16 protein-coding genes are annotated in these 16752 nt (G+C 69.2%); 3 read left to right on the top strand and 13 right to left on the bottom strand.

Translation table 11 applies throughout. From position 1 onward, the window contains the following. Positions 1-321: 321 nt before the first annotated feature. Together DXK32_RS13605 and DXK32_RS13600 are read right to left on the bottom strand one after the other, a co-directional pair. Positions 322-1497, bottom strand: a complete 1176-nt coding sequence (locus tag DXK32_RS13605) for a hypothetical protein (RefSeq protein ID WP_114859000.1) — start codon at positions 1495-1497, stop codon at positions 322-324. A 173-nt stretch (positions 1498-1670) separates the two neighbouring features. Beyond that, entirely contained in the window at positions 1671-2267 is a 597-nt protein-coding gene (locus tag DXK32_RS13600) for a DUF882 domain-containing protein (protein WP_051657771.1), read from the bottom strand. 332 nt (positions 2268-2599) lie between these two features. On the opposite strand from DXK32_RS13600, the gene DXK32_RS13595 reads away from it, so the two are divergent. Continuing rightward, positions 2600-3838, top strand: coding sequence for a L,D-transpeptidase family protein (locus DXK32_RS13595; protein WP_114858999.1), 1239 nt, complete (start codon positions 2600-2602; stop codon positions 3836-3838). Between the two features lie 66 nt (positions 3839-3904). On the opposite strand, the gene DXK32_RS13590 is transcribed toward DXK32_RS13595, so the two are convergent. Then, positions 3905-4489, bottom strand: coding sequence for an HPF/RaiA family ribosome-associated protein (locus tag DXK32_RS13590; protein WP_114858998.1), 585 nt, complete (start codon positions 4487-4489; stop codon positions 3905-3907). Between the two features lie 48 nt (positions 4490-4537). After that, positions 4538-4831 (bottom strand): DUF2934 domain-containing protein, encoded by a 294-nt coding sequence (locus DXK32_RS13585; RefSeq protein ID WP_114858997.1) that lies wholly within the window; start codon positions 4829-4831, stop codon positions 4538-4540. 215 nt (positions 4832-5046) lie between these two features. Here DXK32_RS13585 and DXK32_RS13580 point away from each other — a divergent pair, with 215 nt between their 5' ends. Continuing rightward, complete coding sequence (locus tag DXK32_RS13580) at positions 5047-6378, top strand: polysaccharide deacetylase family protein (protein WP_247877131.1); 1332 nt, start codon at positions 5047-5049, stop codon at positions 6376-6378. Positions 6379-6408: 30 nt separating this feature from the next. Here the strand turns inward: DXK32_RS13580 and DXK32_RS13575 are convergent, their stop codons facing one another. From DXK32_RS13575 to treZ, 5 genes are all read right to left on the bottom strand, one after another. Continuing rightward, on the bottom strand, positions 6409-6774 hold the full coding sequence (locus DXK32_RS13575; protein WP_114858995.1) for a hypothetical protein: 366 nt from the start codon (positions 6772-6774) through the stop codon (positions 6409-6411). 102 nt (positions 6775-6876) lie between these two features. Beyond that, complete coding sequence (locus tag DXK32_RS13570) at positions 6877-7209, bottom strand: hypothetical protein (RefSeq protein ID WP_162801172.1); 333 nt, start codon at positions 7207-7209, stop codon at positions 6877-6879. 516 nt (positions 7210-7725) lie between these two features. Beyond that, on the bottom strand, positions 7726-8901 hold the full coding sequence (locus DXK32_RS13565; protein ID WP_162801171.1) for a PAS domain-containing sensor histidine kinase: 1176 nt from the start codon (positions 8899-8901) through the stop codon (positions 7726-7728). A gap of 260 nt (positions 8902-9161) precedes the next feature. After that, positions 9162-11222 (bottom strand): amylo-alpha-1,6-glucosidase, encoded by a 2061-nt coding sequence (locus tag DXK32_RS13560; RefSeq protein ID WP_114858992.1) that lies wholly within the window; start codon positions 11220-11222, stop codon positions 9162-9164. Continuing rightward, a complete protein-coding gene (treZ, locus tag DXK32_RS13555; RefSeq protein WP_247877130.1) occupies positions 11215-13182 on the bottom strand; it encodes a malto-oligosyltrehalose trehalohydrolase in 1968 nt (655 codons plus the stop codon). Before treZ ends, DXK32_RS13560 begins: the two co-directional genes overlap by 8 nt. A gap of 113 nt (positions 13183-13295) precedes the next feature. Between treZ and DXK32_RS13550 the strand changes: the two genes are divergently transcribed. Further along, complete coding sequence (locus DXK32_RS13550; RefSeq protein WP_114858990.1) at positions 13296-14042, top strand: ThuA domain-containing protein; 747 nt, start codon at positions 13296-13298, stop codon at positions 14040-14042. A gap of 5 nt (positions 14043-14047) precedes the next feature. Here DXK32_RS13550 and DXK32_RS13545 read toward each other — a convergent pair whose 3' ends face one another. The 4 genes from DXK32_RS13545 to DXK32_RS13530 are packed head-to-tail and all read right to left on the bottom strand — an operon-like array spanning position 14048 to position 16663. Next, the gene (locus tag DXK32_RS13545; protein ID WP_114858989.1) at positions 14048-14302 is read right to left on the bottom strand and encodes a hypothetical protein; all 255 of its coding nucleotides are present in this window, start codon (positions 14300-14302) and stop codon (positions 14048-14050) included. A gap of 14 nt (positions 14303-14316) precedes the next feature. Beyond that, a complete protein-coding gene (locus tag DXK32_RS13540; protein WP_114858988.1) occupies positions 14317-15495 on the bottom strand; it encodes a zinc-dependent alcohol dehydrogenase in 1179 nt (392 codons plus the stop codon). After that, complete coding sequence (locus tag DXK32_RS13535; RefSeq protein ID WP_114858987.1) at positions 15492-16232, bottom strand: SRPBCC family protein; 741 nt, start codon at positions 16230-16232, stop codon at positions 15492-15494. Before DXK32_RS13535 ends, DXK32_RS13540 begins: the two co-directional genes overlap by 4 nt. Further along, positions 16229-16663 (bottom strand): DUF3775 domain-containing protein, encoded by a 435-nt coding sequence (locus DXK32_RS13530; RefSeq protein WP_114858986.1) that lies wholly within the window; start codon positions 16661-16663, stop codon positions 16229-16231. Before DXK32_RS13530 ends, DXK32_RS13535 begins: the two co-directional genes overlap by 4 nt. Positions 16664-16752 lie beyond the last annotated feature (89 nt).

Genomic DNA, 16752 nt, shown 5'->3' with positions numbered 1-16752 from the left:
GCCGCGCTCACCAGAATCGCGCCGAACGGTTTTCAGGAGGAGAAAGGCGCTCTGACGGTCCCTACGGCGTCGAAAGCACTGCTGGGCAAGGCGCCTGGCACAAAGACGACTGGCACAAAGACGATCGCGAAAGCACCGGCCAAGCCCCGCATCAAGGTCGAGGCGAACGGCGGAAAGCGGCGGCGCCACGGCGCGGTCTGGGACCCGGCCGACATTTACCACGCCGGCAAGCCCGGCAAGGCGCCCACCTGACGGCGGAACGCCGGTGGGGCGCCGTCACAGGACACCGCCCCACCGGCTGAAAGCCTCCCGGCACGGGGATCAGAAGCGCAGGATCGCCGCGGTCGAGGCGCCGGAGGGCAGCTCCTCCTTGGTCACCACATGCACCTCGCCGCCGCGCAGCAGCGTTTCGGTGGCGGCCTCCTCGACGAGGTCGATGGCGCCGTCCGTTTCGTGGTGCAGCGGGAAGGCCCGGTGATAGTCCTCCCGGAAATGCCCCCAGACCTTCTCGTTCCCGGCCACCAGAAGAACCCCGACCCGACCCTCGCGCGCCGCCACCATCACATCCTCGGCCCGCGTCGTCGTCCGTTCCGCGGTGCTGCGGTCGCCGTACAGGGCGTTGAAGCGTTCCACGGCCGTCCGCCGGGTCGACTCGAACGTCGGCTGGACCACCGCGTAGGCGCGCCGGTGCAAAGCCTCCACGTCCAGGGCATCGGGGTTCGTCACCACCCCCTCGCCCAGCAGTCCCTGAAGACGCGCGTCCTTGCGCAGATGCCCCTGGATTTCCTCGTCGGCGACCAGGACGAGCGGGCCGCGGAAGGGCTTCAGGTGATCGCGCACGCGGCCACCGACCCGACCGAGATACTCGATGAGGTGGGCCTTGCGCAGTTCCTCGGGGTCTTCGCCGAAATTGTGGGTCTTGACCATCGACACGCCGCCGCGGTCCGTGCGGTCGGCGTGGCGGGCCGGCGGGGCTGAGTGCAGGTTGTTTTCGTAATTGGTTTCGGCATGGATTTCCGCGACGCCCTGCGGCAGGCCGGCATCCTCCTCGGCGATGCCGTGGCGGGTCGCGCAGAACAGCCGGGCCCGCCCGGCGGTGACGGCCAGGATCATGAAGGTTCCGTCGTCCGCCAGCAGCGGCAGCAACGGTCGCAGCGTGAAGCGCGCATTGACGACGACCTCCTCCGGCAGTTCGACGGGCACGCGGTGGATGGCCGACACGCCCTTGGCCAGGAAAATCGCCAGCCCACGGTCCATGTGGCGCCAGAACTCGTTCTGCTCCAGCAGGTCGGAGGCCGGCTTGAGGAACGCTTCGGCGTCGGGCCGGCGCAGGCCGTGCTTCTCGCACAGCTGGTCCTGGGCCTTGGCCAGCAGGTTGCGCAGCCGGATCACGTCTTGGCGGATGTCGCGCCCGGCGATGTGGGTGGGCAGGAAGATGGACACCGCCGGGGCGGCATCGACGGTCAGGAGTCGTTCCAGATCGTGTTTGCAGAACATCGCCTTCGTCGCCCTCCGTGTTGCTCGTTCGGGGAATTCCGATTGGAGCAACCGGCGCGTCGGGCCATGGTTCCGGGGTGCCTACCGACTGGGCAGGCGCCCGGACCAGGGCGTACGGCAACCCGGCCTATGACGCCGGTGACGAGGATCGCGGTCCGCCTCGGGGTAGGACGTCACCAGGTGCGGACCGGCCCGGTGTCGATGTGCACGAAGCCGCTGCGCGGGTAGTAGCCGACGCCGCCGGCTTCCATGCCGCGGGCCGCGGTGGCGATGGCCTTCAACTCGACATCCGGCAGCATCACGTCGATGGCCATGCCGCGGGTGTGGTAGCTTTCCTTCGCCACCCCGCGCGAGCGGCGGCGGGCCATGGCGTTGGTGCGGCGCGAGCGGTAGCCGCAGATGACCCGGAAGGGTTCGTCGCTGTCCAGCGTCTGGTGCAGACGGGCCAGCACGTCGAACAGGCGCGGGTCGTAGCGGCCGACCTGCTTGGCCCGGTGATCGCGCAACAGCACGTCCAGCCTCTTCAGCGCGTCCGGTCGGTAGGCGCCATCGGCCCAATAGACGCCGCTGAACTGCTCGTTGGTGTTGATGTTGTGCAGGGCCAGTCGGCGGACGCCCCCGGCCAGGGGGGCCGCAAGGGCCGGCGCGGCGGGCACCAGGACCGGAACGGCCAGGGCGGTCAGGGTCGCGGCGGCGAAGGTCAGAAACCCACGGCGGCCAGTCTCGCGCCCATTCATCGGCGCGGCACGGTCGTCACTCCCCAAAAGCATCACTCCCTATGCATTTTGGTGATCGGGCCGCACCGTTCCAGCGCCGGACGGCCCCCTAGGGATTGTTCGGATAGGACCAAAATATTGTGGTCATAGCGAACGACTATTCCCTATAGGCTAGGGCTTGGCCGGGATCAACCCGAAAATGGCCCGAATCGGTCACAAATCGGCCCCCGATGCCCTCACCCGCACTGGTTGCCCCCTGGCCGGAGGCCGTACGCCGATTTCCCGACCCCTGGAACGCCCGTCCCCGCCTCGCCGGACGGGGGTTCACGTACTACATTCGATAGAAAGGACAGGGGATCGGACCACCTGCCAGCCGAGGACGGATCATGCACGCATCCCAGACGCTTACCGACCACCGACGCCGCCCGGCGCCGGTCCTGGCCGCGCTGACGCTGGCGCTGTCCGTGATCGCCGGCACGGCCGCCACCCTGGCCGCCACCCCGGCCACCGCCGAGGCGGCCCCCTACCGCGACACGCTGACCGGCTGGGCCGACCGGCTGGACGCCGCCGCCACGGTGCTGGAGGCGGAACCGGAGCGTGCCATCACCCGCATCGGGTCCGGCCCGCTGCTCAAGAAGGGCAGCAGCGGCGAACGCGTGGAACGCCTGACGCAGCGATTGGCCGAACTGGGTTTCCTCGACCCGCTGCGCCGGGGCGATCTGTACGATGAGGAGGTGGACACCGCGGTGCGCGCCTTCCAGTTCAGCCAGCGCATGAAGGTCGACGGCCTGGTCGGCGGCGGCACGCGGGTGGCGCTGGACCGCAGCCCGCAGGAGGCTGCCGCCCAGATGCGGCGCAGCGCGCTGTCCATGCGCGCCTTCCGCGATACCGCGCCGGACACCGTGATCCTGGTGAACCTGCCCAGCCAGACCACCACGCTGGTCCGCGACGGGGAGGAGGCGCTGACCATGCGCTCGATCGTCGGGCGCCCGTCGCGCGAGACGCCGCTGCTCCAGGACCAGATCACCCACGTCATCGTCAACCCGACCTGGACCGTGCCGCCCACCGTCCTGAAGGAGGACAAACTGCCCCTGCTGCGGGCCAAGGGCACGCCGGGCATCGCCAACGCGGTGGTCTATCTGGATGGCGCCCCGGTGGAGCCGGCCGTGGTGGACTGGCGCAACGTCTCGCCGCGCCGCGTGCGGATCGTCCAGCAGCCGGGCGACCACAACGCGCTGGGCCGCTACCGGTTCAACATGACCAACCCCTACAACATCTATCTGCACGGCACCAACGAGCCGAGGCTGTTCGACCGCGAGATCCGCACCGTCAGTTCCGGTTGCGTCCGCCTGGAGGACGCGCGCGGCATGGCCGAGGCGCTTCTGGCGACCGAGCATGTCTCAACGGCGCGGCTCGACCGCATGCTGGACCGGCAGGAACCGCAGTGGATCAAACTGTCGCAGCCGGTGCCGGTGCGCTTCGTCTACTGGACCGCGACGGTGGATGACCGCGACGCCGTCCGCCTGCATCCGGACATCTACGACCTGAACGAGGACCTCGTCCCGGCCGCGGCACCGGACGCGACCGCCCCCGGCCCGGCCGATCCGATGCCCCAGGGAGCCTGACCCGAGAGCCTGACCCGAGAGCCGTTCAAAGAAAAAAGCCCCCGCCGTTTGGCGGGGGCTTCTTCGTCAGGTGGCCCGCAATTCGGTGTCGGACCCGGAGGCCCGCCACACCTTGGCGGCGGTCGGGCCGGTGTCGCCCGTCGCCTCCACATATTTCACCGGGTCGCCGGTCCTGAGTTGGTCCATGTCCACGTTCAGGCAGCTGTTCCGGTGGAAATAGAGCTGCGTCCCGGTGTTGGTGGTGATGAAGCCGTGGTCCTCGGTCGGGTTGAGCTGCGAGACGCGGCCGGGCTGCTCCGGATCATGGACCTTCACGTCGCGGCGCATCTTGTCCTTGTACTCCTTCAACTGCCGATCCGCGGCTTCGAAGGCGTCGCGGATCGAGGTGCGGGCATCGGGGTTGGCGTAGCGCTCCTTCGCCTTGTTCGGCTTGCGGCTGACCACGATGTCCTGGCCCGGCACCATCAGCTCAATGTGGACGTCGAAGACGTTGCCGGTCTTGTGTTGGCGGTGCTGGGCTTCCACGGCGACCCGCATGCCGACCAGCCGGTCGAACAGCTTTTCCGTCTTCTCCGCCCGTTCGCGGATGTAGGCCTCCAACTCGGGCTGGGAGTCCATGTTGTGGAAGGCGATTTCCAGGTTCGTGTCCATGGGGGATCCTCTCTAAGCACGACGTGAGGAAAGCGGTGGGAGCCGCCGTCAGGAGTCGCGGGACCGGCCGGGAATGCGGAATTCCTCGCCCTGGTCGGCGATGCCGGGCATTTCGCCCTGGCTTTCCATGCTCAGCACGGGCTCGACCGGCTCGGTCCGTTCCGCGACGTCGTCGGGGCCGCGCGCCGGATTCGGGCGCAACGTGTCCCGGTAATTGTCCTCGATGGCGATTTCCTCGCTCGCCAGTTTCCAATGGTCTTCGGCGCGATCCTCCGGACGGCCTTCACGCTCCCAGATCTGGTGAGCGCGCGCTCTGATCCGGCTTTCCAAATCGTCCGCCATCCGGGCTGCCTCCTGTCCGTTCCTGTTCCGCGCCGCCCGCCCCCTCTGCGGAATGGGGCCTTTGGGCCGGGCGCGCTCCCCGTCAACCGCGGCGGAACACCGAAGGTTCCTCCCGAAGGGATGATCGGAGCGGGCGGACCGGCAAAAGCCGCGCCGTTTGAATTAATCCCGAAGGGGTGGTATTCGACGACGGCGACGATCCGGAGGAGAAACGTGTGAAACGGCCTGAACACGGACGCTCCCTCACGTCCTCCCTTCCCACGGGCCTGCGCCGCTTCCGCTCCTTCCTGTTCGCGTTGCCGCTGGCCGCGGGAGTGCTGGCCGCCCTCCCGGATGGCGCCGCCCGCGCCGCCGATGGGCCGTCGCTGCTGCAACTCGGCCTTTTCCAAAGGGAAGGGGATGCCTGGTGGGCGTGGGACAGCCTGCGCCGCCGCTCCCCCGATCTGGCGGACGGCCTCAGCCCGGCGGTCGTTCCGCTCGACGCGCGGCGCCAGGGCGAGGGTGTCGCCCTGCGGGCCACCGCCCCGGTGGGGCTGGACGTGACGGCGCTGTGCCGCCGCATGCTCGGCGCCGGGTTCGGCTGCCTCGTCCTCGACGCGCCGCCGCCCGCGCCTCCCCTGCCGGCACCGCCTCAGGCTTCGCCCCAACAGGCACCGGAGATCAGACCAGCCGCCGACAGCGCGCAACTCGCCCCGCCCCGGCCCGGCGGGGACGGCAAGGCCGACGTCGCGATCACCTACCCCCCGGAGGCCGCCCGGACCATGGCCGCCATCGAGAAGTCCGGGCGCCGCAAGGGCCGGCTGGGCGCGGTGGTTCCCGACACGACGCTCGACGTCATGCCGGCGACGCTGAAGGAAGAGGGCTGGAATCTCTGCGCCCTCACCTTCGACGACGGGCCGCACCGGGTGGTCACCCGCCAGATCCTGGACGTGCTGAACCGCGAGAAGATCCCCGCGACCTATTTTCCGGTCGCCAGCGTCGCCGAGAACCAGGGCGAGGTGATCCGCGACTTCATCGCCGCCGGGCACGAGATCGGCAACCACAGCCTGACGCACGCCGACCTGCGAGCCATGGACCCCGAGGCGCAGCGCCACGAGATCGCCGAGGCCAACCGCATCCTGCGCGGCTTCGGCGCCAACCCGGTGCTGTTCCGGCCGCCGTACGGGCGCTACACGCCGGACCTGCTGGCCATCGCCCGCGAGGAGAGCATGAGCCCGGTCCTGTGGACCGTGGACACCCGCGACTGGCAGGTCCGCGACCCCGACCGCATCGTGCAGCATGTGAAGACCGAGGCGGGAACCGGCAGCGTGCTTCTGCTGCACTCCACCTACCCGTCCACCCTCAACGCCCTGCCCCGCGTGATCGCCGCGATGCGCGCCAAGGGCTGCGAGTTCGTCACCCTGTCGGAATGGATCGAGCGGATGCACCAGCTCGCCACGCCGGCCATGGCCCCGACCCTGGTCAACGCTGGGGTTAACGCTGGGGCGAACGCCGCTGTGAAGGCCGGAGGAAAAGCCGGCGACGCGGCGCTCCGCACCGCCAACTGAACGGCGGTCGCCCGGTCAAGACCGTCCGTCTTACTTTCCGGTCTTCTGCTTGCGGATCTGCAGGTACTTGCGGATGGTCGTCTCGACCTCCGGCGGCAGCATGTTCCAGGCACCGGACACCGACCCGCCCTTGACCTCCTCGATGGTCACGGTGGCGGCGAAGGTGAACTTGCCGCAGGCGTCGTCGATCCGCACCGTGATCCGCGCGGTCTGGCTGGGAATCAGCGAGCCGTCGAAGCCGGTCGCCACGAAGCCCTTGTGGCTGACCCCGGCCAACGGAAAGCTCTTGCCGTCGAACTCGATCACGTTTGTCGGGCCGCCGGGTGGATTGGGCCGGCGCGGCGCCGCCTTCTTCTCATCCTTGACGGTGACTTTCAGAAAATCGAACAACCCCATGCACAGCCCCCGCCGAACAGCGCCGTTCATCGCCACGGCGTCATCACTTTATGCGCGGACTTACAAAAGGGGGCAACCGGGATTTCCCCGACCGGCGCCGCTTCAACCTTGTGGCGAAACCGTCCTCCCACGGCGATCCGAACCGGCCGCCAGCGCTTCCTGAGCCCGCCGGGTACACAGCAGGGCAAAGGGAAGCAAAACCACCAGCACCGCCGCCATGCCCACCGCCACCGCCAGCACCCCAGCCATGTCGGCCCCGCCCAGATGAGCGGCGAGCGTCAGCAGGAGATGGAGGATCAACGCGGACAGCATCACCGCCGCCAGAGCCGGAGCGGCAAATCCCTGCACGCGTCGGCCGCGTGTTTCACCGGTCGCCGCGCGCCATGACCGGCGTGGACGCGCCGCCGGGCAAGACGTCCCATAGACATCCAGCATGGGCACTCCTCCCGTCACTGCTCACCCGGTGCCGGTTGGACTGGAGCAACACGGTGGGATGAGGCACAACCACTATAGCGGCAAAAATGCGCGGCGCCTAAAATCTGAAGTACTTATTCTGAATGGATGGCCCTCCCGCCAAAGGTTATGGGGCGGGGCGCCTCTCCCTTCACCTCCCGCGTAGGCTCTCCACAGAGTCTGTGGATAACTGTGTTGACAAGGCCCGGCTTTCCCCGATTCGAGTCAAGCGCGACAAGGCCATAGCGCGATTTGCCCATTTTTTGAGCATGTCACACAAACCATTGAAATGCATTGCCTTTCCCGATTCCGGAGGGTGTTGCAGCGCTCACGCCTGTCAATTGGATTCTGATGCCGGACTCGCGACGCGGCGATTTCGCGCGGGTCTGTGCCCTGTTGACAACTGAATGTTCGGATTCCCCGCATGGGGCACCCCGATCCCGCCACCCCTCACCCCGGCCGGGGGAAACGGTTGGGAGAGCCATCCGTTTGCCGGTGTTACAATCCGGCGCAAACCCCTTGGGTCAGGGTCAGGGTGACCGCGGTTCCGCCGCCCGCCTTGCTGAAGACGCGGATGCCGCCGCCCATGCGCTCCACCAGCGCCTTGCAGATCAGCAGGCCGAGGCCGCTCCCCATCTCACCGTCGGCGCCGGGGGCGGCGTGGTGCGGATCGATTCGGAACAGATGGGGTTGCAGATCCTCCGGAATGCCCAGCCCGTTGTCCTGGATCCGCACGTTCACCCGTCCGTCGGTCATCGCGGCGGACAGCATGACCATGCTTCCCGAAGGGGAAAAGCGCACGGCGTTCTCGACCAGATGCTTCAGCACGGTGCTCAGCGCGGACAGGTCGCCCAGCACCGGGGTGGCGACGATGCGGTTGACGATCAGGATGTCGCGGGCGCGGGCGCGCGGCGCCAGCTCCTCCAGCACGTCCTGGAGCAGGCCGCCCAACTCGTAGCTCCGCAGATCGAGCGGCACCTGATTCAGCTGCAGGCGGGACCACAGCGACAAATTCTCGATGGTCCGCATCATCTGCCGCCCGGCGTCGCTGCACAGCGCGGCGTAGGCGCCCAGATGCGCGGCCCCATGGCCGGGCGCGCCATCCGGCGGAGCGGGAGACGCCACGTCGGAGGAAATCATCTGCGTGGCGCCCAGTATGGCGTTCAGAGGGTCCTTCAACTCCTGGCAGATCTGCCCCAGGAAGCGGTTCATGCGCGCGACCGCGTCCGCCAGCTGGTCCACCCGCAGGGCGCGCTGCATCTCCTCCTCGACGCGGCGGGTGATGTCGGTGACGAAGATGCAGAAGCCCGGCGCCGGCCCATCGTCCGAGTCGGCATCGCCGTCCAGCCACGAGTCGTTGAAGATCGCGCGAACCGGCTTCCCGTCGGAGCGGATCAGGGTGACGTCGTAGCTGCGGTGCGGCGTCAGGTCGCGGATGGCCGCCTGCCGCTCCAGGACGCTCCGGCTTTCCTCGGCCACATAGGCGAGAAGATGGGTTCCGACCAGCTCCCCGGCCCGGTAGCCGAGCAAGGCGCACAGCGCCGGGTTGACCCCGACGGTGACCAGTTCGCGATCCACCACCCAGCAGGCCTGCGCGCTCCGATCCAGAATCCGTCGGCTCAGGCGGTCCCAGTCGATCGCCGGGCGTGTGGTCTTCGACAGCAGTGCCAGCATGATCCCTCCCGTCCTCATCCTGGGCGGGTCGGTCACACGGCCGTGTGTTCGTCCGTTTTCTTTTCGACCCGCCACCAATGATAGGCACGGGCGGCAAAAACCTTCAACAAAATGTGGGTTTCGCGAATATTATAGCGCGGTCATCGATTCGCGCTTTATCCACCCCGCCGCTTTCTGTTCAGTAACCAAACGGCTTTCGCACTCTCTCTGCTTAAGTTCTTATGACGCTTTTCATAGGCGTTGTGTTGGAAAGACCGGCGTCACCCATCCTCCGCCGTCGCCGCCCAGCAGCGAAGGACCTCGGCCACGCTCCAGGCCTGCGAAATGCAGCCGCGCGGGCTGAAGGGCGGGTCGGCGTCGAAGATCTCCGAGATGGTGCCGATCCCCGCTTGGTCCAGATGCGGCAGGAAGCCCTGGAGCAGCGCCCGCGCTCCGGCCTTGTCCTCCGGATGCAGCTTCAGCCACGCATCGACATAGGGACCGATCAGCCACCCCCACACCGTGCCCTGGTGATAGGCGGCGTCGCGGGCGCGCAGGTCGCCGAAGTATTTCGGCTTGTAGTCGCGGTGCCCCGGCGCCAGCGAGCGCAGCCCGACCGGGGTCAGCAGCCGTTGCCGCACCGTCTCCACCACCGGGTCCCAGCGGGCGCGGTCGAGAACCGGGTTGTCGAGCGAGACGGCGAAGATCTGGTTGGGCCGGCAGGCGTCGTCGTCCCCCCGCTCCCCGTCCACCACGTCGTAGAGATGCCCGGCGTGGGAGCACCAGAAGCGCGCGTTGAAGGAGGCGCGGGCCCGTTCGGCCAGATCTTCCAGCGGGCGGGCGGCCTGGGCATCCCCCTCCTCGGTCAGCCAGCCGGCGGTCAGGCACAGGGCGTTGTACCAGAGGGCGTTGATCTCCACCGCCTTGCCCCGGCGCGGGGTGACCACCCAATCCTCGACCTTCGCGTCCATCCAGGTGAGCTGGTAGCCCTCCCGCCCCTGGCGCAGCAGCCCGTCGCCGGGGTCGACGGCGATGCCGAAACGGGTGCCGCGCCGGTGATGGTCGATCACCTCGACCAACCGCGGCAGCAGCAGTTGCAGCGTGTGCCGGTCCCCGGTCGCCCGGACGTAGCGGTTCAGCGCGTGGAAGAACCACAGGGTGGCGTCGGCGGTGTGGTACAGCCCCTCGTCCTTGCCGTCGGGGAACATGTTGGGGATCAGCCCGTCGCGGATGTAATGCGCGAAGGTGCGCAGGATCCAGCCGGCCTCCATGTGACGCCCGGTGGTCAGGGTCAGCCCCTCCAGGCTGATCATGGTGTCGCGGCCCCAGTCGGTGAACCAGTGGTAACCGGCGATCACCGTGCGCACCTCGTCCCCCTCGGCGCGGGCGCGCATCTGGTCGGCGACGCGGCCCGCCGGCACGAACAGGAAGCTGTCCGCCGACAGAACCAATTCCGCCATCGCACCCTCGCGCAGCGACGGATGCGCCGTTCCGACGATGCGCCGCCGCCGCTCCTTCTCGAAGCGCAGGACGTCGGCGGGCGGCAGCGCCCACAGCCGTTGCCAGGGCTCGGTGGCGGCAACGAAGCTCAACGTCTGGCCCTGGCTGAGCGGGCCGCTGAAATAGCCGGGCGTCCACAGCGAGCCGCGCGATTCGTAGCCGCGCTCCGCCTCCACCGGATAGACGATGTCGCGCCGCGCACCGCCGTCCAGGGTCAGGGGAAGCTCCGCCCCCTCGATGGTCATGCGCAGCACCGGCAGTTCCGGCCCGGCCCATATCTCATACTCGTGGCCGCGGGCGGTGACGCGGTAGTCGCGGGCCAACGGCTCGTCCACCGCCGATTCCAGTTTGCGGAAGGCCATCACCGGGCGGAGCCGAAGGCAGATCGGCTGCGGCGCCTTCACCACCCGGTAGGTGACATGGACGATGTTCTGCAGGTGCGGCAGCACGATCTGCTTTTCGATCACCACGTCGCCGATCTCGTAGCGCCAGACCGGCAGGCCGGATTCCATGCGGAACTCGGCGAGGCCGGAGGGCGCGGCATCGGACGGGTAGTTCGGGTCCGGCCACTGGTCCGCCTGCGGGTTGTGGCCGGTCAGCCGCCGCTCGGTCCCGTCGCGCTCGATCAGCACGTCGTTGAGCTGGCTCAGCATCACCACCCGGCCCAGCGGCGCCGGCAAAGCCGCCACCAGAAGCCCGTGGTAGCGCCGCGTCACCGCCCCCGACAGGGAGGAGGAGGCGTAGCCGCCCAGCCCGTTGGCGACCAGCCATTCGCGGGACAGCGCGGCGTCCGGCGCGGATCGCAGGGCGTCGCGGGTGATCTTGCGGATGTAATCAGCCATGGGTCTCCTGAGCGCTCGCGCCGTTGCCTTCGCCCGGCTCTTGGTTCGGATCGGCGTCCTTGACGGTCAGGACCACCGCCGCATGGCCGGGAAGCCGCCAGGAGCCGTCCGGCGACCCCAGCGGGGCGATGCCGCAGCCGCCGTAGCGGGCGTCCTCGCTGGACCACAGGGGCGTCCAGTCCATGCCAACCGGCGGCGCCAGCAGCGGTTCCGGCAGGATGTCCAGCCGCAGGTCGCGGCCGAGATTGACGAGCAGCAGCCGGTCGTCCCCACCGCCCCCCGCTCCGAAGAAGCGCAGGACGAACGCCTCCGCCCCCAGCACGGCGCCGTCCAGCCCGCCATCCCCCTGCGTGCGGAACACCGGATCTTCCCGGCGCAGGCGCAGCAGGTCGCGGTGCAGCGCCCAGACGTCCGCGTGGGTCTCCCGCTCCGCGTGGTCGAGCTTTGAGCGGCGGAAGGTGTCCTCGTCCTGTGGGCGTTTCAGGTGGGCGCGCATCGCCGGGGTGGCGAGGCTGCGGAACTGGGACAGGAACTCCGCCCGCCCCGCCTCCACCTTGGCGGCCAGATCGGGGTCATGGTCGGCGAAGTAGTAAAAGGGCGCGCTGGCCGCGAACTCCTGCCCCTGGAACAGCATCGGCGTGCCGGGACCCAGCAGGGTCAGCGCGGTCAGCGCCCGGAAGCGCCCCGGCGTGGTCAGGGCATGGACCCGCAGGCCGCGGCCGGAGTTGGCGATCTGGTCGTGGTTCTGGAGGAAGGTGACGAAGGCCGGCCGCGGCAGGCCGCGGGCCGGCGTGCCCCGCCGCTTGCCCTGCCAGCGGTACCATTGCCCCTGGTAGAGGAAGCCGTGCCTGACGGCCGACAGCAACTCCTGCGGCGTGCCGTGATAGTCGGTGTAATAGGCCTCGTTCCGCCCGGTCAGCGCGACCATGGCCGTGTGGTGGAAATCGTCGTTCCACAGGGCGTCCAGCCCGCAGCCGCCGCGCTCCACCGGGGTCGCCATGGCCGCCTCCTGGCACTCGTTCTCCCCGATCAGAAGGGTGCCACGCCCGCGCGCCGCCCGGCGGACCGCCTGCCCGATCTCCTGGATGATGTGCGGGGTGGAGCGGTCGAAAATCTGCTGGGTGGCGTCCAGCCGCAGCCCGTCCAGATGGTACTCGTCGATCCAGAAGGCGGCGTTCGCCAGGAAGAACTCCCGCACCGGGGCGCAGTTCGGACCGTCGAAGTTGAGCGCGTCCCCCCACTCGTTCCTGTAACGGGTGGTGAAATAGTCCGTGGCGAAGTGGGACAGGAAGTTCCCGCTGGGTCCGAAATGGTTGTAGACCACGTCGAGGATCACCGCGAGGCCCAGAGCGTGGGCGCGGTCCACGAAGCGGCGCATGTCGTCCGGTCCGCCGTAGAGCCGGGTCGGGGCGAACAGGTCGACCCCGTCGTAGCCCCAGCCGAAGCGGCCGGGAAACTCGGCCACCGGCATGAGTTCGAGGACCGTCACCCCCAGCGCCACCAGATCCGGCAGCGCGCGCGCCGCCGCCTCCCAGGTCCCCTCCGCCGTGAAGGTGCCGATGTGCATCTCGTAAATCACCTGCCCGCGCAGGCCGCATCCCTCCCAACCGGCGTCGGTCCAGGCGAAGGCGGTGGGGTCGACCACCTGCGACGGCCCCTCCGGCCCCTCGGGCTGGAAGCGGGACGCCGGATCGGGAAAGGCCGGGCCGCCGTCCAACCGGAACCGGTAGAGGCTGCCCACCGGCACCCCCTCCACCGTCGCCGAGAAGTAGCCGCCGCCCTCCGCGTCCAGCGCCACCGCGCGCTCCTCCGGCCCGACCAGAAGGCTGACGCTGCGGCACGCGGGCGCCCAGACACGCGCCCGCACCCGGTCACCCGCTGCGGGTTCCACGCCTACGGGGCAACGGCGGACGGTGAAGGCCGAGCCGCCGGCCTGCGCTGCATCGGGAGGACTCGACACGGAACGCTCCCACCGCGATGTTTCGATCATCGGCCCCCAACAGGCGTCGCCTCCCTTCGTCCCACGGGCGATCCATCGGAGCCGGAGCCATCCTCCCGAAAAGGTCACCCGCCATGCCACACCCCTCGCCGCGCGTCCTGATCTGGAACGAGTTCCTTCACGAGCGCCGGGACGAGACGGTGAGGGCCCATTACCCCCAGGGCATCCACGAGGCGCTGGCCGCCCCCCTGCGTGCCGCCGGCCTGACCGTGGAGACCGCCACGCTGGACGAGCCGGAGCATGGCCTGACCGAGGAGCGGCTGAACGCCGCCGACACGCTGGTCTGGTGGGGCCACCGCGCCCATGCCGAGGTGTCGGACGCGGTGGTGGAACGGGTGAAGCGGCGAGTGACCGAGCAGGGCATGGGTCTGGTGGCGCTCCATTCCAGCCACTTCGCCAAGCCCTTCCTGGCCTTGATGGGCACCGGCTGCTTCCTGAAATACCGTGTCGCGGCGGAGAAGGAGCGTTTGTGGGTCGTCGATCCCGGCCACCCCGTGGCGGCGGGCATCGCGGATTGCATCGAGCTGGACCATGAGGAGATGTACGGCGAACCCTTCGACGTGCCCCCGCCCGACGACCTCGTCTTCCTGAGCTGGTTCCAGGGCGGGGAGGTGTTCCGCAGCGGTTGCGGCTGGCGGCGGGGGCTGGGCCGCGTCTTCTACTTCCGGCCCGGCCACGAGACCTACCCCACCTATCATCACCCGCAGATCCAGCGCGTCATCCTGAACGCCGTCCGCTGGGCGGCACGTCCGGAGGGGCTGGAGGCGCCGGTACGGGGACGGCGAACCACCCCGCCGGAGCCGCTCACGCCCCGCTCATAAGAGACTCAGACCCGCTCTCCGAAGCTCTCGGCGGCGGCGTCGATCACCGCAGGGTGGGCGCGCAGCCGGTTGAGGGCGGTGTCCCGCTGGGAATCGTCCAGTTCCAGCGTGACGACGACATCGACGGCACCGCCGCGCTCCGCGTCGCGTTCCTCCCGTCCGGTCTGGACGACGTGGCCGCAGCGGTCGCGCAAGCCACCGACGACCTCCGCCTCGACGCCGCGCCCCTTTTCCGCCGGGTAGGCGTAGACGATCCTCATGACCCTTCTCCCCATCACGGTGCGAAGACGACCCTCATGCAGTCGTCGGCCTTCTCCTTGAACATGCGGTAGCCCTGCGGCGCGTCGTCGAGCACCCATTTGTGGGTCAGCAGGTAGGCGGGATCGAGCTCGCCCTTCTCGATGTGCTCGAACAGGCGCTTGACGTAGCGCTGGCCGTGCTGCTGGCCCATGCGGAAGGTCAGCGCCTTGTTCATCGCCGCCCCCATGGGGAATTTGTCGATGAGGCCGCCATAGACGCCAACGATGGACAGGGTGCCGCCCTTGCGGCAGCACTGGATCATCTGGCGCAGCACGGCGGGCCGGTCGCTCTCCAGCCGAAGGACCTGCTTGCCGCGATCGTACAAATCCTCGATGGCCAGCCCTTTGATGGACGGGGCGCCGCTGTCCGCCTCCATGCCCACCGCGTCGATGCAGACGTCCGGGCCACGCCCGCCGGTCATCGCCAGCAGGGCGTCGTAGACATCGACGCGGCTGTAATCCAGCGTCTCCGCCCCCGCCTTCATCTGGGCGGCGCGCAGCCGGTCGGGAACGCGGTCGATGCCGATCACCCGCTCCGCCCCCATCAGGAAGGCGCTCTTCATCGCCATCTGGCCGACGCCGCCGCAGCCCCAGACGGCCACGACGTCGCCCGGCTTGATGGAGCCCATGTCGGCGGCCATGTAGCCGGTCGGCACGGCGTCGGAGACGAAGACCGCCTGTTCATCCGTCACCCCCTCCGGCACGCGGAAGCAGTTGGTGTCGGCGAAGGGGACCCGGATGTATTCGGCGTAGCCGCCGAAGGCGTGGCTGTAGCCGAAGATGCCGGCGGTGCAGTGCCCGTAGGCCGCCTCCTCGAAGGCCGGTTGCGGGTTGGAGTTGTCGCAGAGCGAGAATTCCTCGTGCTCGCAGTGCCAGCACTTGCCGCAGCCGATGATCGACACGGTGATCACCCGGTCGCCGCGGTTCAGCCGCGTCACCTCGGGACCCTTCTCCACCACCTCGCCCAGGAACTCATGGCCGATGATGTCGCCGGCCCGCATGGTGGGGACGTGGCCGCCGATCAGATGCAGGTCCGACCCGCAGACCGAGGACAGGCCAACCTTTATGATCGCGTCCTGCGGGCCGAGGATCGTGGGGTCCGGCACCCGCTCCACCCGCAGGTCGTTCACGCCGTTCCAGCAGAGCGCCCTCATCCCGTCACCTCCTGCGTTCGCGACCGCGACTCGCCCCGTCCGCTCGGCTGGCCGTCGATGGTGGGAAGCTCGCCAACCTCCATGAGCCGCTTCAGACAGCGCAGCGCCTCGCGCGCCTGCTGCTCCGGCGCCACGCCGAACAGGCGGGACACGTCGTCGCCACCCGCACCGCCCGGCGGGTGGTAGGCCAGGGTCAGGCTGACCTCCGTCCCGCGCCCACCCGGCGCCGGACGGAACAGGACGATGCCGCGGTGCGGCAGGTCCGCCCCCTCCAGCGTGTGCCAAGTGATCAGCTCGTTCTCCCGGACCTTGTCGATCCGGCTGTTCCAGACCACCGGAACACCGCCGGGGCCGTGGGCCTTCCAGCGGCTTTCCGTGTCGGACAGGATCTCCACGGCGTCGAGGTGGGGGAACAGCGCCGCCAGATGGCGGACGTTGCGCCAATGGCGGAACAGCTTCTCGGCCGGGACCGCGACGGTGACGTTCGCCTGGGTGGTCGCCTGGGTGGTTGTCGGCTCCCGGCGCAGCGCCGGCAGCGCCGCCCGCCGCAGCGGGCTGGACAGGGGAACTCCCGCCGCGCCGGCGAGGAACAGCCCACCGCCGAGCGCGGCCAGCGCCCAGCTTCCCCGCCGCGCCCCGGCGAACCCGAGCGCCGTGCCGCCGAGGATGGCGGCCCAGCGTTCGAGCGTCCCGGCGGAGCCCTCCGGGCGCCAGCCGCCGTCCCGGCCCCGGCTCATGGACCGTCCTTCTTCTTCAGCAGGTCCAGCTCGTACAGCCCCTTCATCAGGTCGTCGTGCAGGTCGATGCGTTCGGCGATGTCGGTGTAGTGGGTGGCGTCGGGCGCCCGCCCGGCCTCGTCCAGCGCGCGATCCCACTGGTTCCCGGCGAAGTCGCCACGCCCCACGAACATGACCGCGCGCAGCTCCATCCGCTGCTCGGGGGTCAGGTCCTCCAGCATCTTCTGAAGCTGGTTCAGCGCGCCGCTGGCGTCGGAGGACAGGATGCTGAGGGCGTCGAGATCGGTCGGGTTCCGCGAACCGCGTTCGCTGGTCTGTTCCCCGAGGTCGATGTTGCGCATCCCGGCGAGGAAACGCTGGCGATCGGCCCCGGCCTCGTACGCGAGGTCGGCGGCCTGCTTCACGGTGTCGACCGAAATCTGCTTGAGCATGTGTCGCACTTCTTTTCAGTTGCACGGCTTTGCCCGACGCCGACAGCCGGGGCTGCGGGCCGGGGCTGCTGGTTCGTCGGAAAGCGGTC

Source organism: Azospirillum brasilense (assembly GCF_003349955.1).
In the GTDB taxonomy this organism is placed as follows: Bacteria; Pseudomonadota; Alphaproteobacteria; order Azospirillales; family Azospirillaceae; genus Azospirillum; species Azospirillum brasilense_B.
This window is presented reverse-complemented; position numbering and strand designations above follow the sequence as displayed.